We start from the raw sequence: 25,785 nt of genomic DNA, 5'->3' as shown, positions 1-25,785 counted from the left end.
CACGGGCTTCCCCCCCAAAGGAATTACTTCAGCGTCGAGGTGTCGATGACGAACCGGTACCGGACGTCGGAGGCGAGCACCCGCTCATAGGCGTCGTTGATCTTGCTGGCGGGGATGACCTCGATGTCCGCGCCGATGTGGTGCTTGGCGCAGAAGTCCAACATCTCCTGCGTCTGCGGGATGCCGCCGATGAGCGACCCGGTGAACACGCGGCGGGTCATGATGAGCGAGAACGCGCTGACCGGGAGCGGCTCTGGGGGAGCGCCCACGTTGACCAGGGCGCCGTCCAGGGCCAGCAGGGACAGGTAGGCGTCCACGTCGATCTTCGCGCTCACCGTGTTCACGATGAGGTCGAAGGTGCCCGCGAGCTTCTTGAACGTCTCCGGATCCTTGGTGGCGTGGTAGTGGTGCGCGCCCAGGCGCAGGCCGTCCTCCTTCTTGCTCAGCGACTGCGACAGGACGGTCACCTCCGCGCCCATCGCGCGAGCGAACTTCACGCCCATGTGTCCCAGGCCGCCCAGGCCCACGATGGCCACCTTCTTGCCGGGGCCCGCGCCCCAGCGGCGCAGCGGCGAGTACGTCGTGATGCCCGCGCACAGCAGCGGCGCGGCGGCGTCGAGCGCGATGCCTTCCGGGATCTTGAGGACGAAGTCCTCGGTCACGACGATGTGGGTGGAGTAGCCGCCCTGCGTGAGCTGGCCGTCCCGCCCGGTGGCGCCGTACGTCCCGACCATCCCCTTGAGGCAGTGCTGCTCCTCGCCCCTGCGGCAGGAGGGGCAGTCGCCGCACGAGTCCACCATGCAGCCCACGCCGACGCGGTCGCCGACGGCGTGCTTCTTCACCTGGGCGCCGACGCCGGTGACGATGCCGGCGATCTCATGGCCGGGGACGAGGGGGTAGGTCGCCTCGCCCCACTCGCCGCGGACGGTGTGGATGTCGGAGTGGCAGATGCCGCAGAACTTGATCTCGATGAGCACGTCGCGCGGGCCCAGCTCCCGGCGCTGGATGGCCAGGGGACCGAGCGGTGACTTCGCGGAGGTGGCGGCGTAGGCGTTGGCGGTAGGCATGGGTCTTCTCTCCAGGGGCAGCGGGGCCGGTGAGCCCCGTTCTCGTGGGGAGAGAGATACGCGCCAGCCCCGTGGATGACTACGCCCGGAGGAGCCAATAGGCTCTTAACGCGTGCTTAACAGTGGCTTCGGCTACGGTCCTCGCGAATGAATACGGCGCCCTTCACGCAGTTGCAGGTGTTCCTCGCCGTGGCCCGGCTGCGCAGCTTCAGCGGCGCGGCGCGCGAGCTGGGCGTCTCCACGGCCGCGGTGAGCCAGGCGGTGCGGCAACTGGAGGAGCAACTGCGGGTGGTGCTGCTCACCCGCACGACGCGCAGCGTGGCGCTGACGGACGTGGGCCGGCGGCTCGTGGAGGGAGCAGGCCCGGCGGTGGGGCAGACGCTGGCCACGCTCCGCGAGGTGGCGGCGCAGCCCGGCGAGGCCGTGGGCCGGATCCGGCTGACGGTGCTGACGGCGGCGGTGCCCTACGTCATCACGCCGGTGGTCCCCGTCTTCCGCGCACGTCACCCGCGCGTGGAGGTGGAGGTCGTCGTCGAGGATCGCCTCGTGGACATCGTCGAGGAGGGCTACGACGCGGGCGTGCGGCTGAGCGAATCCATCGAGCGCGACATGGTCCAGGTGCGGCTCACGGAGGCGTTCCGCTTCGTGGTGGTGGGCGCCCCCAGCTACCTGGAGCGCCACGGCACGCCCCAGCGGCCCGAGGACCTGCTGAAGCACGAGTGCATCACCTTCCGTTCGCAGACCACCGGGACGCTCTACCCGTGGGAGCTGGAGCGCGGACGCAAGAACTGGCGGGTGCCGGTGCGCGGGGGCGTCGTCAGCAATGACATCCATCTGCCCGCGACCCTGGCGGAGCACGGCGTGGGGCTCGCGTACGCCTTCGAGCCGGCCGTGGAGGAGCCGCTGCGCACCGGGAAGCTCGTGCGGGTGCTGGAGGCCTACGCGCCCACCGTGCCCGGCTTCTTTCTCTACTACCCCAGCCGAGCCCAGCGCTCCGCGCCGCTGCGGCTCTTCGTCGAAGCGGCGCGTGAGCTGGCGTTGAAGGCCTTGTGACAAAGGCGCCCGGTATCGTGGCTTGCCACGATTGACTTCCACGGGAGTGCCCCTGGGGATGATGTGGATGTTGAGTCGGAGACAGTCCTGGCGTGGATGTCTGTCATTGTCGTCCAATGCTGGCGTCTGCTGCCGGATGTGCCTGCCCTTCGCGCGGGCACATGTCCCTCACCCCAGGAATGCCGATGAACGCGCTGAGGAAGTCCCTGATGGCCGTGTCCGCCGTCCTCGCCGTGGCCCCCGCCGCCGCGTTTGCCTATCCGCCGCAGTGCGATGACGTCTGCCGGGTGTACTGCTCCGGGCCTTGTTACGAGGGGACCTACCGCACCACCTGCGAGGAGTCAGGCTGGTGCTTCGCGCCCGCGCCTTCCGAGGAGACCGCTTCCGTCTCCACGGAGCAGTCCAAGGACACCGCGCCGGTCTGCGACGCCGCCCATCCGGACACGGAGCAGGGGCCGGCCGTCGAGAGCTGAGCCGTCGTGAGCACCTCCGCGGGGCCTGTTGTCGTGTCCAGGCCTCGCGGTTCAGCGATGCGCGCCGCCGGGGCGGAGCGCCGCCGCCAACGCGTCGAGCGCACGCTCCTGCAAGGCGGAGAGCCGCACCCCGGTCCGCGCCTGACGCACCCGAGCGAGCGCGGCCCTCGCATCTGGAGCGTCCCCCCGTGCCACGAGGAGCGCGGCGGCGATCATCCCCGTGCGTCCATGTCCCTGCGCGCAGTGGACGTAGACAGGCCCGGGCAGGGCGGCCAGCTCGCGAAGGACCGGGGCCACGTGCTCCACGGGCAACGTCAAGGCGTCCAGGATGGGCAGGGACACGTAGCGGCCGGCGGCGCGGATGTCCTCGGGTTCGATGAACTCGGAGGTCAGGTCCAGCACGGCCGTGACACCCGGGGGCAGCTCGCCGGGGAGCAGCCGGCGCCCCACCAGGACCCCCGGCACCACTTCGTCGAAGGCGCGCTCCCGCGAGAAGCGCCGCGCCAGGTGCCAGGTGCCCCACGTGAGCACCAGGTAGGGCAGCAGCGCGAACACGGCCCACGGCCGCATGCGTCCATCCGGTTGCTTCCCGAAGGCTTTCGCGCCCCCGCCGGCATAGGCGATCGCCACGACCGCGAAACTCAGCGCGGGCCACAGCAGCAGCCCGCCGGGGCCCTGGAGCCGCTGCGCCAGGAACGTGAGGAGTGCCGCCGCGGTGGTGAAGACGAACGTGTACTTCATGCGCGGCGCAGCGTAGCCGCATCCGCGCTGGGAAACCCGGGGCCTCCCAGCGGCGGAGGCCGGCCCGGGAGTGACTGCTATTGGCTCACGACGCAGCCCGGCTGCGCGATGACACACCAGGAGGTGGCCTCGCTGACGCAGATGCTGTCCCAGGACGTGGTGCAGCAGTACGGGTCGCGGTTGCACACCGAATACGTGCAGGAGTTGCAGTCCTTGTTCAGCGACGAGCCCGTCGTGCAGACGTTGTGGGTGCAGGAGGCGGCGGTGCAGACGTTGTTGCTGGCGCAGATCTGCCCGGTGCCGCAGGTGCCGCAGGTGAGGGTGCCACCGCAGCCGTCGGAGATGGTTCCGCAGGTCTTGCCCTGGACCGCGCAGGTCGTCGGGGTGCAGGAGGCGGAGGCGTCGAAGACCTCGATGCTCGCCAGCGCCTGCATGTTGCCCTGGGCGTTGTAGGTCGTCCCTCCGAGGAACAGGACGCGCCCGTTCGGCAGCGCCACCGTGGGGTGCTCCACGCGGGACTGCGTCAGCGTTCCCACCGTGCTCCAGGTGCTGGTGGCGGGGGAGAACAGCTCCACCTGCAGCGTGTTGTAGGAGCCGCCGGCCATCAGGATGGTGCCATCCGGCCGCGTCACCGACGGGGCGGAGAAGTGCTGGACGGCCGTGGCGCCGGTGTTCGTCCAGGTGTTGGTGGCCGGGTCATACAGCTCCGCCGCCGTGACATAGCCCGTCACCAGCGCCTTGCCGTTGGCGAGCAGTTGCAGCGTGTGGCCATTGCGGCCCGTGTTCATCGACGCGACGGTGGTCCACGTCCCCGTGGTGGGGCTCCAGACTTCCGCGTGGTTGCTGGAGGACGTGGTGCTATTGCCTCCGCCCGCCACGAGCACGCGGCCGTCCGCGAGCAGCACCGCGGCCTGACCCATCATCCCGGCGTTGAGCGAGCCCGTGGCCGCCCAGGTGTTCGTCGACGGCGTGTAGACATAGGTCGTGGTGACGTAGCTCACGCCGCCCGCCACCAGCACGCGGCCGTCCGGAAGCAGCGTGGCGCTGTGGCCGTAGCTGATGCGGGGCAGGGGAGCAGCGGCGCTCCAGGTGTTCGTGGCGGGATCGTAGCGCTCGGCGGACGAGAGCACGCTCGAGTTGATGCCGCCCACGACCAGGACGCTGCCATCCTGCAACCGCGTGGCGGTGTGACCGCGGCGCGCGGTGAGCATCGACGGGCCGCTGGAGGAGGTGGCCGTCGCCGGGTCATACAGCTCCGTGGTGGCGTACGAGCCAGAAGGTGTCCCTCCGCCCGCGACCAGCACCTTGCCGTTGGCGAGCAGCGTGGCGGTGTGCTGGTAGCGCGCGGACAGCAGCGAGCCACCGGACACGACGAGCGCGGACGACTGGGAGGACGCGAGGTCGTCCCCAGGTAACTCGCTCTCGGGACTGCACGCGAGACACAACAGCAGGGGAACGACGGCCAGGGACATCCATGAAGACGTGCGCATAGGGGCTCCCAGGAAACGGGCCTGCGACCATGGCACGCGGTGTCTGGGTTCCTTCCATGAAACATGAAAACAATCCGGGTGTCTCAGGACACCCGGACCTGTCTCAGGGGGCGGGAAAATCAGGTCCTGAGCTGGAATCAGTCGACGCGGACGAGGACGCCGTCTCCGTGTTTCGCGGCCGTGACGTAGAAGGTGCGGAACGAGTCGAAGCGCTCGACGAGCCACTGCCAGGCCTCGTCGATGCCCTCCTCTCGCGGGCACTTGTAGACGGCTGCCTCGCTCAGTCTTTTGAAGGTGAAGTGTTCGCGAAGGGCGTCGAAACGCACGCCCTCCAGCATCCGGGCGATTTGCTCCACCGTCTCCGGCCGCGTGTAGCGAAGGGGCACGCCCTGACCCGCCACCACGTGCGGGGCGATCTCCGCCTCGCCGTGGATCGCGATGCCGGCCAGGGAGTCATCCTCCGCTCCGGGCGCGTGTCGGCGCCGGTCGGAGAGGACGAAGTGCAGGTGATCCCACCTCCGGCCAAGGTCCACCTGTTGCGTCGCCAGGTCGGGGCGGGTGCGCAGCACGTCCCGCACGGCCTCCAGGAGCAGGAGTTCATCGGAGTCCGGCCCGCCCGGTGCCAGGGTCTCCTCGCTCGGAGCCCGGAGCAACCGGGAGACGGACATCAGCCAACCGCCCACGCCGATGTTCCGCCGCGCCAGCTCCAGCAGCGGAGAACTGCCGGGAAGGGCCTGGTAGCTCGCATCAAGTCCCATGGCTCCCGTCCTAGCAGCTCCTCCGCCATCCGTTCAGCGGGAGTGCGCGCGCTACTGATCAGGCCTCCGAGTCCAGCCACGCGGCCAGCACGTCCGCGTGGCATGGGCCCGGCTTGCACCAGCAGCCCAGCCGCTTGCCTCGCAACGTCCGCACGTCGCGCAGGAAGTCCGGGTCGTGCTTCGTGCGCAGCTCCAGATACCAGCGGAAGGACTCGAACGCGTCTGGACCGGGCGCCATGCGCCGCTGGGCCTCGTCGCGGATCCGCCCGGCTTCGGCCGCGGGCAGCTTCTCCAGCCACGGCTCGAAGTAGGTGCGGATCATCGCCTTCCAGGTCTTCACGCCCCCGGGCTTGAACGGGTTGCCGAAGCGGCCGGGGACGGGGTTGAGCGGCCCGGGCTTCGCCCAGGCGCGGAAGGCGCGGCCCACGTACACCTCACAGGCGTCGTGGACGTGCACCGCGGTGGTTCGGGATTCGGACATGGCGGGTGCATCGTTAACAGACGCACCCGCCACGTGCCGTGCGTGACGGTCGGCCCGTCAGCAGGCAGGAGACATCAGGGGTCGATGCCCCGCTGCTCGGCCGGGGTCGGCGTGGAGAGGGACTTGTAGACCGAGGCCGCGGCGTTGAGCCCCGAGCCGAACGCCTCCACCGCGCCCTGCTTGAACTGGCCCTTGCGGATGCTCTCGAACGCGTCGCGGCCGAAGTTGAGGGCCTCGCGCTGGTGCGCGTTGACCTCGCTGCGCGCGCCCGTCTCCACCTTGTTGACGTTGTCGATGACGCTGCTCTTGGACCGCTCGGAGATGCCGATGCCGTTCTTGTCGAGGATCTGATTCACGCCGCCGACCGCGTGGCTGTAGTCGCTCGTCTTGCCGTGCGTCGACTGATCGATCTGGTGGCGGGAGGGGTCGCGGAAGACGTGGCTGGGGGTGACCTTGAACATGGCTTTTCTCGCTCGGGGCAGGGGGCCGTGGCCCCCGCCCGCGGTAGGTGATGCGTTTGAAATGATTGTCGGGCCATGTGGGCTGGAGTTTCCTGAAGACTTTCATTTGCCCACGTATACGTCATTTGTCGTATGCCGGCCGTCGCGGGGGCCATCGCAGTGGCGGGGCCCGCCGGAAGACGGCAACGTACGCGCCCGCCTCCTCCCACCCCCGCGGACATGATCGCCAACCTCCACGACGCCGACATTCCGAAGCCCGTGCTCGAAGTCATCACCCGCCTGCGCGAGCTGGGCCACCCCACCTACCTGGTGGGCGGCTGCGTGCGGGACATGGTCCGCAAGGTCCACCCGAAGGACTTCGACGTCGCCACCAGCGCGCTGCCGGAAGAGGTCCAGCGCGCCTTCCGCAAGGTCATCCCCACCGGCATCCAGCACGGCACCGTCACCGTCGTCACAGGCGGCAACCACGTGGAGGTGACGACGTTCCGTTCGGAAGGCGACTACCTGGACGGCCGGCGCCCCAGCTCCGTGTCCTTCGAGCGGGACATCGTGAAGGACCTGTCGCGGCGCGACTTCACCATCAACGCCATGGCGTACAACCCGCTGGACCGCGAGCTGGTGGATCCGTTCGGCGGCCAGGTGGACCTGCCCGCGAAGCTGATCCGCTGCGTGGGCTCCGCGCTGGAGCGCTTCTCCGAGGACGGCCTGCGCCCCCTGCGCGCCGTGCGCTTCGCCGCCGTGCTGGGCTTCACGCTGGACCCGGACACCCGCGACGCCATCCCCGCGACCCTGGCCGTGTTCCGCAAGGTCGCGCTGGAGCGCGTGCGCGAGGAGCTGCTCAAGCTGCTCGTGTCTCCCCGCGCGGAGATGGGGCTGCACCTGCTGGCGGACACGGGGCTGATGGCGATCTTCCTCCCGGAGGTGGCCCACGCGGACCCGGAGACCACCCGGCTGGCCCGCGCCGCCGTGCAGGCCGCGCCGCTGGACGCGGACCTGCGCATGGCCACGCTGCTGGCGGACATCGACACCGCGACGCAGGCCCGTGAGCTGTGTCTGCGGTTGAAGTTCCCCAACAAGTCCGCCGACCTCATCGGCCTGCTCGTCGAGCACGCGAAGCTGGAGACGCGCGTGGACGACGCGGACCCCGCGCTGCGCCGGCTGCTCGCCCGCGTGGGCCTCGCGAACCTGCCCGCGCTCCTCGCCGTGGCGAAGGCCCGCGTCCAGGTCCGCGCCCCGGATCGGCTGTCCGCGGTGGAGGCGCTGGCCGCGAGGCTGGAGGCGCTGGCCGCCGCGAAGCCCCCGCTGTCCGCGAAGGAGCTGGCGCTCACCGGGGGCGACATCATGAAGACGCTGGGCGTCGGCCCCTCGCCGAAGGTGGGCGAGGCGACCCGGTACCTGCTGGAGACCGTGCTGGACGACCCCTCGCTCAACACCGCGGACGCGCTGCGCGCCCGGCTCACGGCCTGGGCGGCGCGCGACTCCTGACGAAGGGGGCCTCCTCCCGGCCGGAGGGCAGGGAAGGGGGCCTCAAGCACCATCCGGCCGTGCGTCCCGGCCCGGGGGCGTGTAGGAAGGAGCCCCATGCGAGTCGTCGTTGCCATGAGCGGTGGGGTGGATTCCTCGGCCGCCGCCGCCCTGCTCAAGGAGCAGGGCCACGAGGTCATCGGCATCACCCTGCGCGTCTGGTCCTACGAGGGCGCCGCGAAGTGCGGCAGTTGCTGCAGCCCGGACGACATCGACGATGCCCGCGCGGTGGCCCAGACGCTGGGCATCCCGTTCTACGTGGCCAACGCCGAGGAGATCTTCCAGGACCGGGTCGTCAACCCGTTCGTCCAGTCGTACCTGGGCGGCAAGACGCCCATCCCGTGCGTGAGCTGCAACCGCGACGTGAAGTTCAACTTCCTCCTCAAGCGCGCGCGCGCCCTGGGCGCCCGGCTCGCCACCGGCCACTACGCCCAGGTGGAGGAGGTGGACGGCCGCTTCCACCTGCGCCGCGCCGTGGACGCCGCCAAGGACCAGAGCTACTTCCTCTTCACCCTGGGCCAGGAGGAGCTGAAGGACGTCCTCTTCCCCGTGGGCCACCTCACCAAGGCGGAGGTGCGCGCCGTCGCCGAGCGCCACCACCTGCCCACCACCCACAAGCCGGAGAGCATGGAGATCTGCTTCGTGCCCGACGGTGACTACGCCGGGTTCGTGGAGAAGGTCGCCGGCCCCCAGCCGTCCGGTGAGGTCGTGGACCCGGACGGCAAGGTGCTGGGCACGCACAACGGCATCCACCGCTTCACCGTGGGGCAGCGCAAGGGGCTCAACCTGGGCGGGGGCGAGGTGCGCTACGTGCAGCGCCTGGAGCCGGAGACGAACCGCGTCGTCGTGGGCCCTGCGGAGGGCACCGGCCGCGCGCAGTTCGGCCTGCTCCAGCCGCACTGGGTGGACGGGCCGCCTCCTCCGGAGCAGTCCGTGGAGGTCCGCATCCGCCACCGCCACGCGGGCGCGCCGGGGCGGATCCACATCTCGCAGCACGGGCTGGTGTCCGTGAAGCTCGACGAGCCCGCGCGCGCCGTCACGCCGGGCCAGGCCGCGGTCGTCTACGACAGGGATCGCGTGCTCGGCGGCGGGTGGATCGTCTGATCCGACCTGGCGTGTCCCGCGCCGGACTTCCGGCCTCGCGCGCGCCGCTGCTTCCAGTGCCTCCGCGAATTTGACCCGCCTGGGGGTGGGGCGTAGCTTGCGCGCACGCTGTCGCTACAGGCCGTTACACGGGCCGTGAGCGCGCGATCGAGGTCTGCCCCGCCATGCGTGACGCCCACCGGATGAAGGAGAAGTTCGACGTCTCGCTGGACAACCGGCAGATCGTCAGCCTGTTGATCGCCGGCATCGTCGTGATGGGCGCCGTGTTCGTGCTGGGCGTGGTGGTGGGCAAGAAGCTCGCGGGCGACTCGCAGACCGCCGCCGCGCCGGACCTGCTCTCCGCGCTGGACGCCAACGCGCAGGTCCTCAACGAGGCGCGCCAGGATCCGCCGCTCACCTTCCCGGACGAGCTCACCCGCAAGACGGGCTCGGAGCCCCTGCCGCCGCTGCCCAAGCCCGCCGCGAAGCCGGAGGCCCCCAAGGCCGTCGCCGCGAAGCCGGAGCCGAAGCCCGCGGAGGCCCCCAAGGCCGCCGCCACGAAGCCCGCCCTGGCCCCCACGCCGGACCCCGACACGGGCGAGCTGCCCGCGATGGACGCCGCCGAGGAGGACGCCATCGCCAACGGGAAGCCGCTCGCGAAGCCGGAGCCGAAGCCCGTGGAGGCCCCCAAGGTCGCCGCCGCGAAGCCGGAGCCGGTGAAGCCGGAGCCCAAGGTGGAGGCGGTGAAGGGAAAGGTGGAGGAGACGCCGGTCGCCACCCGCACCGCCGCGCGTGACGGGGGCATGAAGGAGGCCATTGCCCGGGCCCAGGCGCTGCCCGCGGAGCCGCCGCGTCCGTCGGAGGCCGTGAAGGGTGGGGCGTTCACGCTTCAGCTCTCCGCCTTCCAGAGCCGCCAGGACGCCGACCGTTTCGCCGCGCGGTTGCGCGACAAGGGCTATGCCCCCTATATCCTGGCGGCGGAGGTGCCTGGAAAGGGCACCTGGTACCGCGTCCGGATGGGCAGCTTCGCCAGCAAGGAAGCCGCGGGCCGGTACCTGACGGACTTCAAGCGCGAGACCCAGCTCGACGCGTACGTGGCCGGCACGAACTAGCGCTGCTGGGCAAGGAAGAGACGAAGCAAATGACGACGACGAAGCGGGTGGAGAAGCCCTGGGGGCATGAGCTCATCTGGGCCCACACGGAGCGCTACGTGGGCAAGCTCCTGCACGTGAAGGCCGGCCACAAGCTGAGCCTCCAGTTCCACAACGTGAAGGACGAGACCATCCACGTCCAGAGCGGCAAGCTCCTCTTCGTCGTGGACGAGGGCCAGGGCCTCATCGAGAAGGAGATGAACCCCGGTGAGAGCTACCACATCAAGCCGCTGACGAAGCACCGCATGGTCGCCATCACGGACTGCGACATCCTCGAGGTCAGCACCCCCGAGCTGAACGACGTGGTGCGCCTGGAGGACTCCTACGGGCGCACGGGCACCAGCGCCCCGTAGTCCCAGGCCGCACGGCCCGCTGGCGCGCCTCCACGGTGCGCCGGCCGGGTCCCGCCGTCACTCCTTGGACTTCGCCGCCGGGTTCGGATTGCGGGTCCACTGGTCCACGGTGCCGTCGCCGTCCAGGTCCTCGCCAATGCGGTCCACCTGGCCGTTCTCCCAGTACTCCCAGTAGTCCACCCGGCCGTCGTGGTTGGCGTCGCGCTCCTTCCGCACGAGCGTGTCGTTCTCGTAGTACAGCCACGAGTCCGCCCTGCCGTCGCCGTTCAGGTCGCGCTCGCCCTTCGTGCGCTTGCCCTCGGCGTAGTGGTACGTGGCGTCCACCTTGCCGTCGTAGTCCAGGTCCATCACCTCGCGGACCTTCGCGCCCTGCGGATCCAGGTACTGGGTGACGTCCACGCTGCCGTCCCAGTTCAGGTCCAGCTCCTTGCGCACCAGCACGTCCTTGAGCCGGTACTCCCAGACGTCCGTCCGGCCGTCGCCGTTGGCGTCCAGCTCCGTGACCGTCTCCCCCGGCCCCTGCTTACCCCGGACGGCCTCCGCCTCGGGGCGCTTGCGCATTGCGTCAGGGGTCTCCGCGGCCTTCTGGGAGGCGCAGCCGGTGAGCGCGCCCGTCGCCAGGAATCCCAGGAAAATCAAGCGGTTGGTGGATGACAAGGTGCCTCCCGGTCCGGTGGGGCGCCATGTTCGCGCCGCTTCACTTCCGTGCTTTCGCAGGCCACGTCATTCCATATATTTTCACGTATCGCCATGGCCCGAAAGAAAGTCAGCACCACCATCTACATCACTCCGGAGCAGAACGAACTGCTCAAGGCGCTGAACCAGAAGACCAAGGTGCCCGTGGCCGAGTACATCCGGCAGGGCATCGATTTGGTCCTGGAGAAGTACAAGGCGCAACTGCCGGGCCAGGCGACCTTCGACGAACTGTCCTGACCTTCGACGAACTCTCCTGACGAACGAGGCGTGACGTGACGAGCATGCGTGGCAAGCGGGCGGTGGTGCTGGGTGGGGCCGGATTCGTGGGCTCGCACCTGTGTGAGCGGCTGCTGGACGACGGCGCGGAGTCCGTCCTCGCGGTGGACAACCTCATCACCGGGAACGAAGCGAACGTGCGCACGCTCAAGCCGCGCGCGGGCTTCCAGTTCGTGAAGCAGGACATCACCGAGGGCCTGGAGGTGGACGGGCCGGTGGACTTCGTCCTCAACCTGGCCTCGCCCGCGTCGCCCATCGACTACGCGAACCTCCCCATTGAAACGCTGCGCGTGGGCTCCATCGGCACGGAGAACGCGCTGAAGCTGGCGGAGAAGAAGAAGGCCGTGTTCCTCATGGCCTCCACGTCGGAAGTGTACGGCGACCCGCTGGTGCACCCCCAGAAGGAGGATTACTGGGGCAACGTGAATCCCATCGGGCCGCGCTCGGTGTACGACGAGGCCAAGCGCTACTCGGAGGCCATCAGCGCCGCCTACGAGCGCAGCCGGGGCGTGAACGTCCGCATCGTGCGCATCTTCAACACCTACGGCCCGCGCATGCGCCTCAACGACGGCCGCGTGGTGCCCGCCTTCGTGGGCCAGGCGCTCAAGGGCGAGGACTTCAGCGTCTTCGGGGACGGCAGCCAGACGCGCTCGTTCTGCTACGTGAAGGACCTGGTGGACGGCCTGGTGCGGCTGGTGCTGTCGGACGTCCGGGGCCCGGTGAACATCGGCAACCCGCGCGAGATGACCATCAAGCAGTTCGCGGAGGCCGTGCGCGAGGCGGCCGGTGGGGGTAGGCAGATCGTCTACCACCCGCTGCCCAAGGATGATCCGAAGCAGCGTCAGCCGGACATCACCCGCGCGCGCACGCTGCTGGGCTGGGAGCCCAAGGTGAAGCTGGAGGATGGTTTGCGGGACACCATCGCGTACTTCCGTGAGGTTGCCGCTCGCCCCTCTGGGACTTAGGTTGGCCGCGCGCGAGTGAACGCGAGGTAGACGGCCCGGCCTTCGTGGCGGCCGGGCCTGGGGAGAACGGCGTGAAAGTCCTGGTAACGGGCGGCGCGGGCTTCATCGGCTCGCACGTGTGCGATGAGTTCCTGCGCAATGGCCACGAGGTCATCGCGCTGGACAACCTGTCGAGCGGCAGGAGGGAGAACCTGGATCCGCGCGTGCGGCTGGCCGTGCACGACATCCGGAGTCCGGAGGCCGCGGAGCTCATCCGCGCGGAGAAGCCCCAGGTGCTCTGCCACCTGGCCGCCCAGATGGACGTGCGCCGCAGCGTGGAGGACCCCGGCTTCGACGCGGACGTGAACATCCGCGGCATGACGAACCTGCTGGAGGCCGCGCGCCAGTCCGGCGTGAAGAAGGTCATCTTCAGCTCCACCGGCGGCGCCATCTACGGCGAGCAGGACTCCTTCCCCGCCCGGGAGGACCACCCCCAGCGGCCGGTGTCGCCCTACGGCGTCTCCAAGGCGGCGGGCGAGCTGTACCTGGGCTACTACCGCGCGCAGTACGGCCTGCCGTACGTCGCCCTGCGGTACGCCAACGTGTACGGCCCCCGGCAGAACCCGCACGGCGAGGCCGGCGTGGTGGCCATCTTCAGCCAGCGCGTCATCGCGGGGCAGGGCTGCACCATCTTCGGCGAGGGCAAGCAGACGCGTGACTTCGTCTTCGGCCCGGACGTGGCCCGCGCCAACTACCTGGCCTTCCAGAGCGACTACGTGGGCGCCGCGAACATCGGCACCGGCGTGGAGACGGACATCAACCGGCTCTACGAGCTGATCGCGGAGGCCGGCGGCAGCTCGCTGAAGGCCGCGCACGCGCCGGGCAAGCCGGGCGAGCAGCTTCGCTCCTGCATCGACGCGTCGCACGCGAAGAAGGTCCTGGGCTGGGAGCCGTCCGTGCAACTGGCGGAGGGCCTGCGCCACACGCTCCAGTTCTTCCGCGAGCAGGCCGCGGGGCCTGTCCGCGCCCGGGGCTGAGGGCCGGCCATCGCGCCGGCGTGCTCCCCCCGGCCCGGATGCCGGGGGGAATACGAGGCGTCAGGCGGGTGGAGTGCCCGGCGGGCAGGAGTGCGCCGGTCGTGGATTTTCAGGCGGTTCGGTGTTACCTACGCCCGCTTCGCGACCGACGAGCGCCCTGACCATGCCGGCTGAAAACGCGCACATCCGCAACTTCTGCATCATCGCCCACATCGACCATGGAAAGTCGACGCTGGCCGACCGCCTCCTGGAGAAGACAGGCACGCTGACCAAGCGTGAGGCGCAGGCCCAGTTCCTCGACAACATGGACATCGAGCGAGAGCGGGGCATCACCATCAAGGCCCAGTCCGTGCGGATGACGTACACCGCGAAGGACGGCCAGAACTACGTCCTCAACCTCATCGACACGCCGGGACACGTGGACTTCGCCTACGAGGTGAGCCGCAGCCTCGCCGCGTGCGAGGGCGCGCTGCTCGTCGTGGACGCGACGCAGGGCGTGGAGGCGCAGACGCTCGCCAACGTCTACATGGCGTTGGACCACAACCTGGAGATCATCCCGGTCATCAACAAGATCGACCTGCCCAGCGCGGACGTGGACCGCACGCGCGGGGAGATTGAAGACGTCATCGGCATCGACGCGTCCGTCGCGGTGCCCGCCTCCGCGAAGGAGGGCCTGGGCATCCACGACATCCTGGAGTCGGTGGTGAAGCGCGTGCCGCCGCCGCAGGGCTCGCCGGCCGCGCCGCTCAAGGCGCTCATCTTCGACTCCTGGTACGACAACTACCGGGGCGTGGTGACACTGGTGCGCGTGCTGGAAGGCACGCTGAAGCTGAAGCAGAAGATCAAGATGTTCAGCAACAACAAGGTCTTCGAGGTGCAGGAGCTGGGCGTGTTCAGCCCGTTCTCGCGCCCCGTGCAGCAGCTCATGGCGGGCGAGGTGGGCGTGCTCGTCGCCAACGTGAAGGAGCTGCAGGACGCGAAGGTCGGCGACACCGTGACGGAGGAGGCGCGGCCCACGGAGACCGCCTTCCCGGGCTTCAAGGAAGTCAAGCCGATGGTGTTCTCCGGCATCTTCCCGGTGGACTCCGCGGACTACGAGAACCTGCGCGACGCGCTGGCGAAGCTCACGCTCAACGACTCCGCCTTCACCTACGAGCCGGAATCGTCCACGGCGCTGGGGTTCGGCTTCCGCTGCGGCTACCTGGGCCTGCTCCACATGGAGATCGTCCAGGAGCGCCTGGAGCGCGAGTACAACCTCAACCTCATCACCACGGCGCCGTCGGTGGTCTACCGCATCACCACCAGCAAGGGTGAGACGTTGCTGGTGGACAACCCGGCGAAGCTGCCGCCCACGCAGAACATCGAGAAGTTCGAGGAGCCCATCCTCACCTGCCACATCCACGTGCCCAACGAGCACCTGGGCGCCATCCTGAAGCTGTGCCAGGACCGGCGCGGCGTGCAGAAGGACATGAAGTACCTGGGCTCCAGCGGCACCCGCGTGCAGGTGACGTACGAGATGCCCATGGCCGAAGTGGTGTTCGACTTCTTCGACCGGCTGAAGAGCGTGTCGCGCGGCTACGCGAGCCTGGACTACGAGCTGTCCTCCTACCAGGAGTCGGACCTGGCCAAGCTGGACATCCTCATCAACGGGGAGCCGGTGGACGCGCTCAGCGTCATCGTGCACCGCGAGCGCGCGTACCTGCGCGGCCGCGAGGTCTGCGAGAAGCTCAAGGAAGTGATTCCCAAGCAGATGTACGAGGTGGCCATCCAGGCCGCCATCGGCGCGAAGATCATCTCCCGTGAGACGATCTCCGCCATGCGCAAGAACGTCCTTGCCAAGTGCTACGGCGGCGACATCAGCCGCAAGCGCAAGCTCCTGGAGAAGCAGAAGGAGGGCAAGAAGCGCATGAAGCAGGTGGGCACGGTGGAGATTCCGCAGGAAGCGTTCCTCGCGGTCCTCAAGACGGAGCAGTAAGCCCCATGAGCACGGCCAGTCCTTCCATGAAGCTGGGAGCGGCCATGGCCGCGCGCCGTACCCCGGAGCAGCTCAAGGCCCGCCGCCAGTTGATGTGGCGCGAGCTGCTCACCAGCCTCTGGGCCCCGCTGTGCGGCGTGGGCCTGGCGTTCATCCCCTACGTCACGCTGATTGAGATGGCGCCCGGCACCGCGTCCTGGGCCCAGCCCCTGATGAAGGGCTTCGGCCTGCTGATGGTGCTGGCCTTCCTGGGGCTGCTGGTGTGGCGCAACGCCTCCCGGAAGGAGTCGCGGTTGCGCACGCTGCGCCACGAGGCGCGCGAGCTGCTCTCCGAGGACGAGCGCATCCTCGCGCGCCTGGGGACGAAGGTGCAGCCGGCCGTGGCGGAGCGCATCACCGAGCAGGCCCTGCGCGTGGAGGCGGCTTCGGTGGCGGGCAACGCGGAGGCGCTGCGCACGGAGACGCAGGCGCTGGAGAAGCTCACCCAGGAGCACCTGGGCGCGTACCGCAAGCAGTCCGTGTGGGACTTCCTGGGCGGCTTCGGCAAGGCGCTGCTCATCGCCCTGGTCATCCGCACGGTGCTGGTGGAGCCGTACCGCATCCCCTCCGGCTCCATGCTGCCCACGCTGCAGATTGGCGACCAGGTCTTCGTGAACAAGTTCATCTACGGGGTGCGCATCCCGTTCATGAACGTGGTGCCGTTCCGCATCGTGCGGGAGCCGAAGCGCGGGGACGTCATCGTCTTCAACAACCCGGTGGACGAGTCCAAGGACTTCATCAAGCGCGTCATCGGCATCCCCGGCGACACGGTGGAGATCGTCGACGGGGTGGTGCGCATCAACGGCGAGCCGCAGCCGCGCACGCTGGTGTCGCCGGACTTCGTGGTGCACAACCAGGACGACACCACGGGCCGCTGGTTCGACCAGGAAGAGGTGCTCTACCGCGAGGACCTGAGCGGCGTGGTGCACTCGTCGCTCCAGCACCCCATGCGCCTGCCGGGCCGCGAGCACGAGGGCCCCTACACGGTGCCCGCGGACAGCGTCTTCGTGATGGGCGACAACCGGGACAACAGCGCGGACAGCCGCTACAACCTGGGCGGCCCGGGCGGCGCCGAGGTCGCCTACGTGCCGTACGGCCACATCAAGGGCAAGGCCATGGTGGTCTGGCTGTCGCTCGGTTGGGGCGGCCTGCTGGGCAACCTGTTCGGCGGCACGGGCCTGCGGGTGGACCGCTTCTTCGAACCGGTGCGCTGACGGACGCTGGGCGGGCGGCCACCACGCGCCGTGCTTGACGCAACGTGCGGCGCGCGGTACGCGGCGCTCCCGGCCCATGAGACATCTTCTCGGAATCGCAGGCTGGCGGCGGGACGAGCTGGAAGCACTGCTCGACCGCGCCCAGGCTCACCTGCCCGGCGGACCGGATGCCTCGCACGTGTTGCGGGGCCGCGTCGTGGCGAACCTCTTCTTCGAGGACTCCACCCGGACGCGCTCCTCCTTCGAGGTGGCCGCGCGGAAGCTGGGCGCGGACGTCCTCAACTGGAGCCACGCGGGCTCCTCCGTGTCCAAGGGGGAGACCCTCCTGGACACCGCGCGCAACATCGAGGCCCTGGGGCCGGCGGTCATCGTCATCCGCCACCGCTCCTCCGGCGCGCCGGGGCTCGTGGCCCGGCACGTGAAGTGCGCGGTGGTCAACGCGGGCGACGGGGCGCATGAGCACCCGTCCCAGGCCCTGCTGGACGCCTTCACCCTGCGCCAGCGCTGGGGCCGCCTGGACGGGCGCACGGTGCTGATCGTCGGCGACGTGCTGCACAGCCGCGTGGCGCGCTCCAATCTCCTGTGCCTGAAGGCGCTGGGGGCCCGGGTCGTGCTCTGCGGGCCGCCCACCCTCCTGCCGCCAGGGCTGGAGGAGATGGGCGGAGAGGTGACGCACCGGCTGGACACCGTGCTGCCCCAGGCGGACGCGGTGATGTGCCTGAGGCTGCAGACGGAGCGCATGGCGGAAGCCTTCCTGCCGTCCCAGCGGGAGTACTCGCGGCTGTTCGGTGTCACGCCCGCCCGCGCGGAGCGGATGAAGCCGGACGCCCTCGTGCTGCACCCGGGCCCCATCAACCGCGGCGTGGAGCTGTCGCCGGTGGTGGCGGACGGGCCTCGCAGCGTCATCCTGGAGCAGGTGGCCAACGGCGTCGCGGTGCGCCGGGCCATCCTGGAGGCGTGCGCATCATGACCACCACGGTGCTCTTCCAGCGGGCGCGCGTCATCGACCCGCGCAATGGCGTGGATGGCGTCCGGGACGTGCTGGTGACGGACGGCCGGGTGGCCCAGGTGTCGGAGGCCCCGCTGCCCGCGCCGAAGGACGCGCGGGTGGTGGACGCCAAGGACCAGTGGCTGGTGCCGGGCTTCATCGACCTGCACGTGCACCTGCGCGAGCCGGGAGAAGAGGGCAAGGAGACGGTCCTCACCGGCTGCCGCGCGGCGGTGGCGGGCGGCTTCACCGGCGTCGTGGCCATGCCCAACACCAAGGTGGTGAACGACAGCGCGCTCGTCACGGAGCTGGTGCTGTCGCGCGCCCGGGACGCGGACCTGTGCCACGTGTACCCGGCCGGCGCCATCACCAAGGGGCTCAAGGGCGAGGAGCTGTCGGAGGCAGGCGAGCTGATCGGCGCCGGCTGCGTGGCCCTCACCGACGACGGCCGCCCGGTGATGAACGCGGGCCTGATGCGCCGGGTGCTCCAGTACGCCACCCAGTTCGACGTGCCGGTGATGGTGCACGAGGAGGACCTGACGCTGTCCGCCGGCGGCGCCATGCACGAGGGCGCCACGTCCACTCGGCTGGGCCTGCGCGGCATCCCGTCCTCCGCGGAGGTGGCCATGGTGGCGCGCGACCTGGTGCTCCTGGAGGAGACGAAGGGCCGGCTGCACGTGGCGCACGTGTCCTGCGAGGGCAGCGTGCGGCTCATCCGCGAGGCCAAGAAGCGCGGCCTGCGCGTCACCTGCGAGGTGGCGCCGCACCACTTCACGCTGGATGACCGGGCGGTGGGGGACTACGACACCCACGCGAAGATGGCGCCGCCGCTGCGCAGCGACGTGGACGTGAGGGCGCTGCGCGAGGCGCTGGTGGACGGCACGGTGGACGCCATCGCCACGGACCACGCGCCGCACGGCGTGTCCGACAAGCTGGTGGAGTTCGAGAAGGGCATCAACGGCATCGTCGGGCTGGAGACGTCCCTGGGGCTCACGCTGGCGCTGGTGCACGAGGGCGTGCTCACCCCGCGCCGGGCGGTGGAGCTGCTGTCGGACGGGCCGGCGAGGGTATTCGGCCTGCCGGGCGGTCACCTGGCGCCTGGTGCCCCGGCGGACATCACGCTGGTGTCCCCTTCGGAGGAGTGGACGGTGGATGCCCACCGGTTCTATTCCCGCAGTCGCAACACGCCCTTCCACGGGCGCACGCTGAAGGGCCGCGTGACGCAGACGTGGGTGGGCGGCCGGTGTGTGTTCGAGGACGGTCAGCTCAAGGAGTCGCGGTGATGACGAAGCGGGCGGTGCTCGCACTGGCGGATGGCACCACCTTCGAGGGTCGCGCCTTTGGCGCTTCCGGCGAGACGGTGGGTGAGGTGGTTTTCAACACGTCCATGTACGGCTACCAGGAGATCCTCACGGATCCCTCGTACGTGGGGCAGATCGTCACCATGGCGTACCCGGAGATGGGCAACGTCGGGGCGAACGCTGCGGACGAGGAGGCCGGACAGCCGCACGCGGTGGGCATGGTGGTGCGCTCGCTGACGAAGACGCCCTCCAACTGGCGCTCGCAGGAGACGCTGGACGCGTACCTCGCGCGCCACGGCCGCGTGGGCATCGAAGGCGTGGACACCCGCCGGCTGGTGCGCCACCTGCGCACGCACGGCGCGCAGACGGGCATCATCTCCACGGAGAACGTGTCCGCCGCGGCCCTGGCCGAGCGCGCGCGCGCCGCCACCGGCATGGAGGGCCTGGACCTGGCCACGGGCGTGTCCACCAGGGAGCCCTACGTCTTCACCACGCCGTCCCCGGACGTGTTCCTGGGCACGGGGGACAAGCGCCCGGAGCCGGAGCTGAAGTACGACGTCGTCGCGTACGACTACGGCCTCAAGCGCTCCATGCTCCAGTACCTGGTGGACGTGGGCTGCCGCGTGACGGTGGTGCCGTCCCACTTCACGGCGGAGCAGGTGCTGGCGAAGAAGCCGCACGGCGTCTTCCTGGCCAACGGCCCGGGCGACCCGGCCGCGGTGAAGGGCGCGGACCGCACGGTGGCGGCGCTTTTGGGCAAGGTGCCGGTGTTCGGCATCTGCCTGGGGCACCAGATCATGGCGCTGGCCCTGGGCGGCCGGACGTACAAGATGAAGTTCGGTCACCGCGGCGGCAACCAGCCGGTGAAGGACCTCACCACGGGCAAGGTGGAGATCACCGCGCAGAACCACGGCTTCGCGGTGGACGACGCCAGCCTCAAGGGCAAGGCCGTCGTCACGCACATCAACCTGAATGACGGCACGGTGGAGGGCCTGGCCGTTCCGGACGCGCGGGCCTTCAGCGTGCAGTACCACCCCGAGGCTTCGCCCGGCCCTCACGACGCGCGCTACCTGTTCAGCCGCTTCGCGACGCTGATGGCGGGTTCGTAGGAAGAAAGCTCGCAACGGCCATGGACACCGCGCTGACCCCGTTGTCGTACCAGCCGTACCTGGACCAGCTCATCGCCTTCGGCAGTCAGGAGGCCCGCAAGCCGGACCTCCTGGAGGCCAAGGCGGAGTACTTCCGCCTCACCGGTGAAGTCTTCGAGGACGACAAACTCTTCGAGCTGCGGATGGCGTCGTTCCTGGACTACTACCTCTACGACCGCGTCTCGCCGCTCACCGGCAAGACGCCGGCCGCGGAGCTGTACGAGCAGCGCCTGCAGTCCGCGGCGCCGGAGGAGGCCAACGCCTTCCGCAGCTTCACGGAGACGGTCCACGGCCTCTTCGAGGTGCGCAAGCTGGGCAAGGGCATGGTGCGCCTGCGCGAGCTCTTCTCCGGCAAGGACTTCGACGTGACGGAGCGCCGCCACATCGCGGGCCTGGAGACGGGGGACGTGCTGGAGGCGCGCCTCGTCCCCTTCGGGGGCCACCTGCTGTTCTCCTCCGCCTTCTGCTACCACCCGGCCATGGCGCTGAAGGCCATCAAGGCCGAGGTGAAGCGCCGCAAGAAGAAGGAGCCGGAGCGCCCCGCCAAGGACCTGGTGTGGGAGTGCGCCCGCCGGGCCCTCAACGTGGAGCGCTACCGCCAGCTCTCCGTGGAGAAGCTCTACGACTTCGAGCAGAAGGTCCTCTAGCGAGGGCCCCCTGCCCGAAGGCCCCCACCGCATGCGGCCTCAGATGCGGTGGATGCTCATCATGTTGGTGTTGCCCGGCACGTTGAGCGGCACGCCGGCCACCAGGATGAAGGGCGCGCCGGGCTCGCAGAAGCGCAGCTCCTGACAGAGCCGGCGCACCTGCTTGAGCATGGCCTCCGTGGTGCTGACGCGCTTCACCAGGTGGCCCGTCACGCCCCAGTACAGCGCCATCCGGTTCACCGTGTCCGCGTTGGGCGTCAGGCCGAGGATGCGCGCGCCGGGGCGGAACTCGGAGATGAGCCGCGCGGAGTGGCCGCTCTCCGTGTACGCGATGATGGTCCCGATGTTGAGCTGCCGGGACGCGGCCACCGCCGCCGCGGCGACGCCGGTGCCCAGGTCCTCGGAGCGCTCGAAGGGGGAGTGGGGCAGGGTGATGAGGCCCGTGCGCTCCGTCTCCTCCACGATGCGCGCCATGGTGGCCACCGCGTCCACGGGGTAGCGCCCCGCGGCCGTCTCCCCGGAGAGCATCACCGCGTCCGCGCCGTCCAGGATGGCGTTGGCCACGTCCGACACCTCCGCGCGCGTGGGCCGGGCGTTGAGCACCATGCTCTCCAGCATCTCCGTGGCGACGATGACGATGCCGCCCAGGCGGTTGACCTCGAGCACGGCGCGCTTCTGGATGGCGGGAAGCTGCTCCAGCGGCATCTCCACGCCCAGGTCGCCGCGGGCCACCATCACCCCGTCCGACTCCCTGGCGATGGCGTCCAGGTCGTCCACCGCCTGGGGCTTTTCGATCTTGGAGATGAGCGGCGTCTTGCGCTTCGCCACCAGCGCCCGCGCCTGGCGCACGTCCCGGGCGGAGCGCACGAAGGACAGCGCCACGTAGTCCACGCCCACCTCCTGGCCGAACGCCAGGTCCACCTTGTCCTTCTCCGTCAGCGTGGGCACCGACATGGCCGTGCCGGGCAGGTTGAGCCCCTTGTGATCCCTGAGCAGCCCGCCCACCTCCACGCGGCAGGACACGTCCTGGCCGCTCACCTTCAGCACGCGCAGGCGCACCCGGCCGTCGTCCAGCAGCACCTCGTGGCCCTTCTCCACGTCCCGGGGCAGCGTGCGCACCGGGGTGGGGATGACGCGCCCCTGGCCCACCACCGCGCGCGTCGTCACCGTCACCGTGTCGCCGGCCGTCACCATCAACTGGCCGCCCTCGAAGCGCCCCAGGCGCACCTTGGGGCCCTGGACGTCCTGGAGGATGGCCACCGGCACGCCCAGCTTCTTCGACACCGCGCGGATGCGCTGGACGCGCTGCCGGTGCTCGTCGTGCGTCCCATGAGAGAAGTTGAGCCGGGCCACGTTCATGCCCGCCTTCACCAGCGCCTCGATGACTTCCTTCGAGTCCGACGCCGGACCCAGCGTGCAGATGATCTTCGCCTTGCGCATAAGGCGGCCCATCCTAGCGCCAGGAGGTGGGCGCCTTGACAGGCTTGCGCCCGAAGGACTAACTCTTCGCCTCACGCGCTGGGCGGAAAGTTACCGCGAGCCGGCGCACGCCATTCGTGGCTCTCAGACGCATGAGACGAAGAAAGCCCGGCTACCCTGGGAGGGGGGGCCGGGCTTTCATCGTTCCAGGTTCCAGGGCGGCCTAGAGCTCAATCTCCTGGCCCTTGCCCATGGGCTCCATCAGCGGCTTCGTGGCGTGGTCCATGCCGATGTCCTCCGAGGGAGGCTTCGGGTGGCCGGCGCTGGGGCCCATGGGAGGCGGCGGGGGCAGGGGCCCCATGTCCTCGTCACCCAGGCCGGGGCCGCTGCCGCCCACGCCCAGGTCCTGCTGCTTCTGGAGGGCCTCAATCTCCGAGCGGGTGATGCCCGCCATGGCCAGCACCTTGCGCGTCACGCGGATGCGGGCCTGGCTGTGCATGGCCATGGCGATGGAGTCGGAGGGCCGCGCGTCCAGGGCCATCTCCTTCTTGCCCTGCTGGAGGAAGACGCGGCCGGAGTAGACGTTGTCACGCAGGTCGTCGATGCGGACCTCCGTCACCCGGCCGCCCAGCTTGGACACCACGTCGTCCAGCAGGTCCTGCGACAGCGGCTGGGGCGGCGGACGCTCCGCGAGGCGGAAGGCGATGGAGACCGCCGCGCCCTCGTCCACGAAGAGGGGGAGCACCGTCTCCCCGTCCTTGGTGGTCAGCACGACGGCGTGCGTCTGCGCCTCCATCAAGGGCACCACGTCCTTCACCTCCAGCTCCACCAGCTCCGAACAGGCCCTGGGGTCGCTGCCCTTCTCGGTGATGCAGGGCTTCTCTTTCTTCCCTTCCGCCGTGTCGGAGGCGGCGATGGCGCCGGGGATCCCGAACGCGGGAAGGAACAACGCTCCTCCCAGCGCCAGCACCACGGCCGTGAACGGAGCGACGAAGAAGTTGGCGCGGTTGGACGTTTTCACATCCCTAAGCTACGCACCTCTCCCTTCACCGGGAGGGCACCGCCCCTCCGCCGTCGCGAGCGGCCCCCGGGCCCTGGCCCACCCGGTTGGAGGGCGGGCGGGCAGCCGGGAAGAGGGGCGCGAGGCGACTAGCGGTCGTCCTCGGACTCCTCGTCGTCGTAGTCCTCGTCGTCCTCGGACTCCTCGTCGTCCTCGTCCTCGTCGAGGTCCTCGTCCTCGTCGGCCTCCTCCTCGTCTTCATCCTCGTCGTCGAGCTCGTCCTCCAGCTCCTCGGCTTCGAGCGTCATCGTCACCGCGAACTTCTTGCTCAGGGTGGCGATCTGCGCGCGCATCTCCGTGAGCGCGGCGACGAAGTCCTCGGTGAGGTTGGCGGGCGCCTTCGCGTCGCAGTGGGGACAGACAATCTTCTCCGTCCCCTCGATGAGGTCCTGGGCTTCCAACTCGAAGCTGGCCTCGCACTTCTGGCAGGTGAAGTCGATGCTCATGGTCGGGCGCGGCATACAAAGCCGGTGAACATGCTGTCAACGCCTGAGACGGGGGGACGTGGAACGGGCGGGGCGCTTCCACTACGTTTCACCAGATGGACCTGCCCAAGACGATGCTGCATGCGCTCCATGACCAGGCCGCGCGGCTGGAACACCGCCCGGCGCTCTGGTCCCGGCATGGAGGCGCCTATGTCCCCACCTCGTGGTTCGACTACGCCCAGCGCGTCAAGCGCTTCGCCCTGGGGCTGCACGCGCTGGGGTTCCGGGACGGCGACCCGCTGGGCATCCTGAGCTTCAACCGCGAGGCGTGGCACGTCGCGGACCTGGGGGCCATGGCCCTGGGCGGCGTGCCGGTGGGGCTCTACACCACCAGCAGCGTGGACCAGCTCGTCTACATCCTGGGCCACTGCCAGGCGCGCTTCCTCCTGGTGGAGAACGCGAAGCACCTGGTCACCGGCCTGGAGGTCCAGAAGCGGCTGCCCGCGCTCCAGCACCTCATCGTGGTGGACGCGCCCACGCCGCTGCCCGAGGGCGTGCTGCGCTACGCGGACGTGCTGGCCTCCGGCGCGAAGGCGGACGAGGCCCCCTACTGGGACGGCGTCCACTCGCTCCGCCCGGACGCGCTCGCCACGCTCATCTACACGTCCGGCACCACCGGCCAGCCCAAGGGCGTGGCGCTCAGCCACCGCAACCTCGCCTGGACGGCGAAGCAGTTGGGCGACACCCTGGGCTTCCAGGACATGGAGGACGAGCGGCTGGTGTCGTACCTGCCGCTGTCGCACATCGCGGAGCAGATCGTCTCCCTGCACAGCCCGCTGCTGTTGGGCATGCAGGTGTACTTCGCGGACTCGCTGGACGCGCTGGGCCAGAACCTCAAGGACGTGCGTCCCACCCTCTTCTTCGCGGTGCCGCGCGTCTGGGAGAAGTTCAAGACGAAGGCGGAGGAGGGCCTCGCCGCGCAGCCGCCCCTGAAGCGCCGGCTGGTGGAGTGGGCCCGCGCCACGGCGCTGGAGCGCAACACGCGCGTGTTGAGCCAGGAGCGCGTCCCGTCGCTCATGGAGGCCAAGTTCGCGCTGGCCCGGCGGCTGGTGTTCCATCCGTTGAAGACGCGCATCGGCCTGGAGAAGGCGAAGCTGTACGCCACCTCCGCGGCGCCCATCGGCCGGGACGTGCTGGACTTCTTCGCCTCCATCGACGTCGTCCTGCTGGAGGTGTGGGGCATGACGGAGGTGTCCGGCCCCGCCACGGTGAGCACCGCCGAGTGCGCCCGGCTGGGCACGGTGGGCCGCCCCATGCTGGGCGTGGAGGTGCGCATCGCGGAGGACGGGGAGATCCTCGTCCAGGGCGGCAACGTGTGCCTGGGCTACCACCGCAACCCAGAGGCCACGCAGGAGCTGCTGGCGGACGGGTGGCTGCACACGGGCGACGTGGGGCAACTGGACTCCGAGGGCTTCCTGCGCATCACCGGGCGCAAGAAGGAGATCATCGTCACCTCCGGCGGCAAGAAGACGTCGCCCGCGAACATCGAGGAGCTGCTCAAGGCCGTGTCCCCCGTGGGGCACGCGCTGGTGGTGGGCGACCGGCGCAACTACCTGGTGGCGCTGGTGACGCTGGAGCCGGACCGGGCGCGGAAGCTGGCGCGGGAGAAGGGCTGGCCGGAGGACGTGGCCGCGCTGGTGAACGACGCGCGGCTCCAGCAGCACCTGCAGGAGGCCTTCGAGCGGGACGTGAACCCGAAGCTGTCCCGCTTCGAGACCATCAAGCGCTTCCGCGTGTTGCCGGGGGAGTTCTCCATCGACGGCGGGGAGCTCACGCCCAGCATGAAGATGCGCCGCAAGGTGGTGGAGCAGAAGTACGCGGACGTCATCGACGCGCTCTACAGCGAGCCCGGCGGCCCCGTCGCCGCCCACGGTTAGGGAAAAGCGAAAGGGGCGGGGGACTCACGCTTCGAGTCCCGCGC

Annotated in this window: 26 protein-coding genes; 16 read left to right on the top strand and 10 right to left on the bottom strand. The window is 69.8% G+C overall.

The features are described from left to right. Positions 1 to 23: 23 nt before the first annotated feature. Entirely contained in the window at positions 24 to 1,067 is a 1,044-nt protein-coding gene (locus K8612_RS16080; protein WP_223762884.1) for an NAD(P)-dependent alcohol dehydrogenase, read from the bottom strand. 147 nt (positions 1,068 to 1,214) lie between these two features. Here K8612_RS16080 and K8612_RS16075 point away from each other — a divergent pair, with 147 nt between their 5' ends. Both K8612_RS16075 and K8612_RS16070 read left to right on the top strand, forming a co-directional pair. Further along, positions 1,215 to 2,120: a LysR family transcriptional regulator gene (locus K8612_RS16075; protein WP_223762883.1), complete on the top strand. Its 906-nt coding sequence runs from the start codon at positions 1,215 to 1,217 to the stop codon at positions 2,118 to 2,120. Between the two features lie 185 nt (positions 2,121 to 2,305). Continuing rightward, positions 2,306 to 2,593 carry a hypothetical protein gene (locus K8612_RS16070; protein WP_223738106.1) on the top strand — a complete coding sequence of 96 codons (288 nt, stop codon included), beginning with the start codon at positions 2,306 to 2,308 and terminating at the stop codon, positions 2,591 to 2,593. A 51-nt stretch (positions 2,594 to 2,644) separates the two neighbouring features. On the opposite strand, the gene K8612_RS16065 is transcribed toward K8612_RS16070, so the two are convergent. The 5 genes from K8612_RS16065 to K8612_RS16045 all read right to left on the bottom strand — a co-directional run bounded on the left by K8612_RS16065 (position 2,645) and on the right by K8612_RS16045 (position 6,524). Continuing rightward, the gene (locus K8612_RS16065; protein WP_223762882.1) at positions 2,645 to 3,334 is read right to left on the bottom strand and encodes a tyrosine-protein phosphatase; all 690 of its coding nucleotides are present in this window, start codon (positions 3,332 to 3,334) and stop codon (positions 2,645 to 2,647) included. Between the two features lie 77 nt (positions 3,335 to 3,411). Beyond that, positions 3,412 to 4,824, bottom strand: a complete 1,413-nt coding sequence (locus K8612_RS16060; protein ID WP_223762881.1) for a kelch repeat-containing protein — start codon at positions 4,822 to 4,824, stop codon at positions 3,412 to 3,414. Between the two features lie 137 nt (positions 4,825 to 4,961). Continuing rightward, positions 4,962 to 5,582: a DUF1877 family protein gene (locus K8612_RS16055; RefSeq protein WP_223762880.1), complete on the bottom strand. Its 621-nt coding sequence runs from the start codon at positions 5,580 to 5,582 to the stop codon at positions 4,962 to 4,964. Positions 5,583 to 5,640: 58 nt separating this feature from the next. Beyond that, positions 5,641 to 6,063, bottom strand: a complete 423-nt coding sequence (locus K8612_RS16050; RefSeq protein WP_223762879.1) for a DUF4326 domain-containing protein — start codon at positions 6,061 to 6,063, stop codon at positions 5,641 to 5,643. A 74-nt stretch (positions 6,064 to 6,137) separates the two neighbouring features. Continuing rightward, complete coding sequence (locus K8612_RS16045; protein ID WP_223762878.1) at positions 6,138 to 6,524, bottom strand: hypothetical protein; 387 nt, start codon at positions 6,522 to 6,524, stop codon at positions 6,138 to 6,140. 219 nt (positions 6,525 to 6,743) lie between these two features. Between K8612_RS16045 and K8612_RS16040 the strand changes: the two genes are divergently transcribed. The 4 genes from K8612_RS16040 to K8612_RS16025 all read left to right on the top strand — a co-directional run bounded on the left by K8612_RS16040 (position 6,744) and on the right by K8612_RS16025 (position 10,635). After that, entirely contained in the window at positions 6,744 to 8,009 is a 1,266-nt protein-coding gene (locus tag K8612_RS16040; RefSeq protein ID WP_223762877.1) for a CCA tRNA nucleotidyltransferase, read from the top strand. 96 nt (positions 8,010 to 8,105) lie between these two features. Continuing rightward, positions 8,106 to 9,152 carry a tRNA 2-thiouridine(34) synthase MnmA gene (gene mnmA, locus K8612_RS16035; RefSeq protein ID WP_223738113.1) on the top strand — a complete coding sequence of 349 codons (1,047 nt, stop codon included), beginning with the start codon at positions 8,106 to 8,108 and terminating at the stop codon, positions 9,150 to 9,152. 164 nt (positions 9,153 to 9,316) lie between these two features. Then, positions 9,317 to 10,243 (top strand): SPOR domain-containing protein, encoded by a 927-nt coding sequence (locus tag K8612_RS16030; RefSeq protein WP_223738114.1) that lies wholly within the window; start codon positions 9,317 to 9,319, stop codon positions 10,241 to 10,243. Between the two features lie 29 nt (positions 10,244 to 10,272). After that, positions 10,273 to 10,635 (top strand): cupin domain-containing protein, encoded by a 363-nt coding sequence (locus K8612_RS16025; protein WP_014397344.1) that lies wholly within the window; start codon positions 10,273 to 10,275, stop codon positions 10,633 to 10,635. Positions 10,636 to 10,692: 57 nt separating this feature from the next. Here the strand turns inward: K8612_RS16025 and K8612_RS16020 are convergent, their stop codons facing one another. Then, a complete protein-coding gene (locus K8612_RS16020; RefSeq protein WP_223738115.1) occupies positions 10,693 to 11,292 on the bottom strand; it encodes a hypothetical protein in 600 nt (199 codons plus the stop codon). Between the two features lie 93 nt (positions 11,293 to 11,385). On the opposite strand from K8612_RS16020, the gene K8612_RS16015 reads away from it, so the two are divergent. From K8612_RS16015 to K8612_RS15975, 9 genes are all read left to right on the top strand, one after another. Further along, on the top strand, positions 11,386 to 11,568 hold the full coding sequence (locus tag K8612_RS16015; protein ID WP_014397342.1) for a ribbon-helix-helix domain-containing protein: 183 nt from the start codon (positions 11,386 to 11,388) through the stop codon (positions 11,566 to 11,568). Between the two features lie 44 nt (positions 11,569 to 11,612). Then, complete coding sequence (locus K8612_RS16010) at positions 11,613 to 12,572, top strand: UDP-glucuronic acid decarboxylase family protein (protein WP_223738387.1); 960 nt, start codon at positions 11,613 to 11,615, stop codon at positions 12,570 to 12,572. Between the two features lie 71 nt (positions 12,573 to 12,643). After that, complete coding sequence (locus tag K8612_RS16005) at positions 12,644 to 13,588, top strand: NAD-dependent epimerase/dehydratase family protein (RefSeq protein ID WP_223762876.1); 945 nt, start codon at positions 12,644 to 12,646, stop codon at positions 13,586 to 13,588. Between the two features lie 163 nt (positions 13,589 to 13,751). After that, positions 13,752 to 15,563, top strand: a complete 1,812-nt coding sequence (gene lepA / locus K8612_RS16000) for a translation elongation factor 4 (protein ID WP_223738117.1) — start codon at positions 13,752 to 13,754, stop codon at positions 15,561 to 15,563. 5 nt (positions 15,564 to 15,568) lie between these two features. After that, positions 15,569 to 16,816 carry a signal peptidase I gene (gene lepB / locus K8612_RS15995; RefSeq protein WP_223738118.1) on the top strand — a complete coding sequence of 416 codons (1,248 nt, stop codon included), beginning with the start codon at positions 15,569 to 15,571 and terminating at the stop codon, positions 16,814 to 16,816. A 76-nt stretch (positions 16,817 to 16,892) separates the two neighbouring features. Then, positions 16,893 to 17,786, top strand: a complete 894-nt coding sequence (locus K8612_RS15990; protein ID WP_223738119.1) for an aspartate carbamoyltransferase catalytic subunit — start codon at positions 16,893 to 16,895, stop codon at positions 17,784 to 17,786. Beyond that, positions 17,783 to 19,087 carry a dihydroorotase gene (locus K8612_RS15985; RefSeq protein ID WP_223762875.1) on the top strand — a complete coding sequence of 435 codons (1,305 nt, stop codon included), beginning with the start codon at positions 17,783 to 17,785 and terminating at the stop codon, positions 19,085 to 19,087. Before K8612_RS15990 ends, K8612_RS15985 begins: the two co-directional genes overlap by 4 nt. Further along, complete coding sequence (carA, locus tag K8612_RS15980) at positions 19,087 to 20,214, top strand: glutamine-hydrolyzing carbamoyl-phosphate synthase small subunit (RefSeq protein ID WP_223762874.1); 1,128 nt, start codon at positions 19,087 to 19,089, stop codon at positions 20,212 to 20,214. Before K8612_RS15985 ends, carA begins: the two co-directional genes overlap by 1 nt. A gap of 20 nt (positions 20,215 to 20,234) precedes the next feature. After that, positions 20,235 to 20,900 (top strand): hypothetical protein, encoded by a 666-nt coding sequence (locus K8612_RS15975; protein WP_223738122.1) that lies wholly within the window; start codon positions 20,235 to 20,237, stop codon positions 20,898 to 20,900. A gap of 39 nt (positions 20,901 to 20,939) precedes the next feature. Here the strand turns inward: K8612_RS15975 and pyk are convergent, their stop codons facing one another. The 3 genes from pyk to K8612_RS15960 all read right to left on the bottom strand — a co-directional run bounded on the left by pyk (position 20,940) and on the right by K8612_RS15960 (position 23,825). Further along, on the bottom strand, positions 20,940 to 22,340 hold the full coding sequence (gene pyk / locus K8612_RS15970; protein ID WP_223762873.1) for a pyruvate kinase: 1,401 nt from the start codon (positions 22,338 to 22,340) through the stop codon (positions 20,940 to 20,942). A 202-nt stretch (positions 22,341 to 22,542) separates the two neighbouring features. Next, positions 22,543 to 23,340, bottom strand: coding sequence for a bifunctional nuclease family protein (locus K8612_RS15965; RefSeq protein ID WP_223762872.1), 798 nt, complete (start codon positions 23,338 to 23,340; stop codon positions 22,543 to 22,545). Between the two features lie 128 nt (positions 23,341 to 23,468). After that, complete coding sequence (locus K8612_RS15960) at positions 23,469 to 23,825, bottom strand: hypothetical protein (protein ID WP_223738125.1); 357 nt, start codon at positions 23,823 to 23,825, stop codon at positions 23,469 to 23,471. 95 nt (positions 23,826 to 23,920) lie between these two features. Between K8612_RS15960 and K8612_RS15955 the strand changes: the two genes are divergently transcribed. Further along, positions 23,921 to 25,741, top strand: coding sequence for a long-chain fatty acid--CoA ligase (locus K8612_RS15955; RefSeq protein WP_223762871.1), 1,821 nt, complete (start codon positions 23,921 to 23,923; stop codon positions 25,739 to 25,741). The last annotated feature ends 44 nt before the right edge of the window (positions 25,742 to 25,785 follow it).

It is taken from the genome of Corallococcus sp. AS-1-6 (assembly GCF_020037015.1).
In the GTDB taxonomy this organism is placed as follows: domain Bacteria; phylum Myxococcota; class Myxococcia; order Myxococcales; family Myxococcaceae; genus Corallococcus.
The sequence above is the reverse complement of the archived record's forward strand: the minus strand, read 5'-3'. Positions and strand labels throughout refer to the sequence as shown.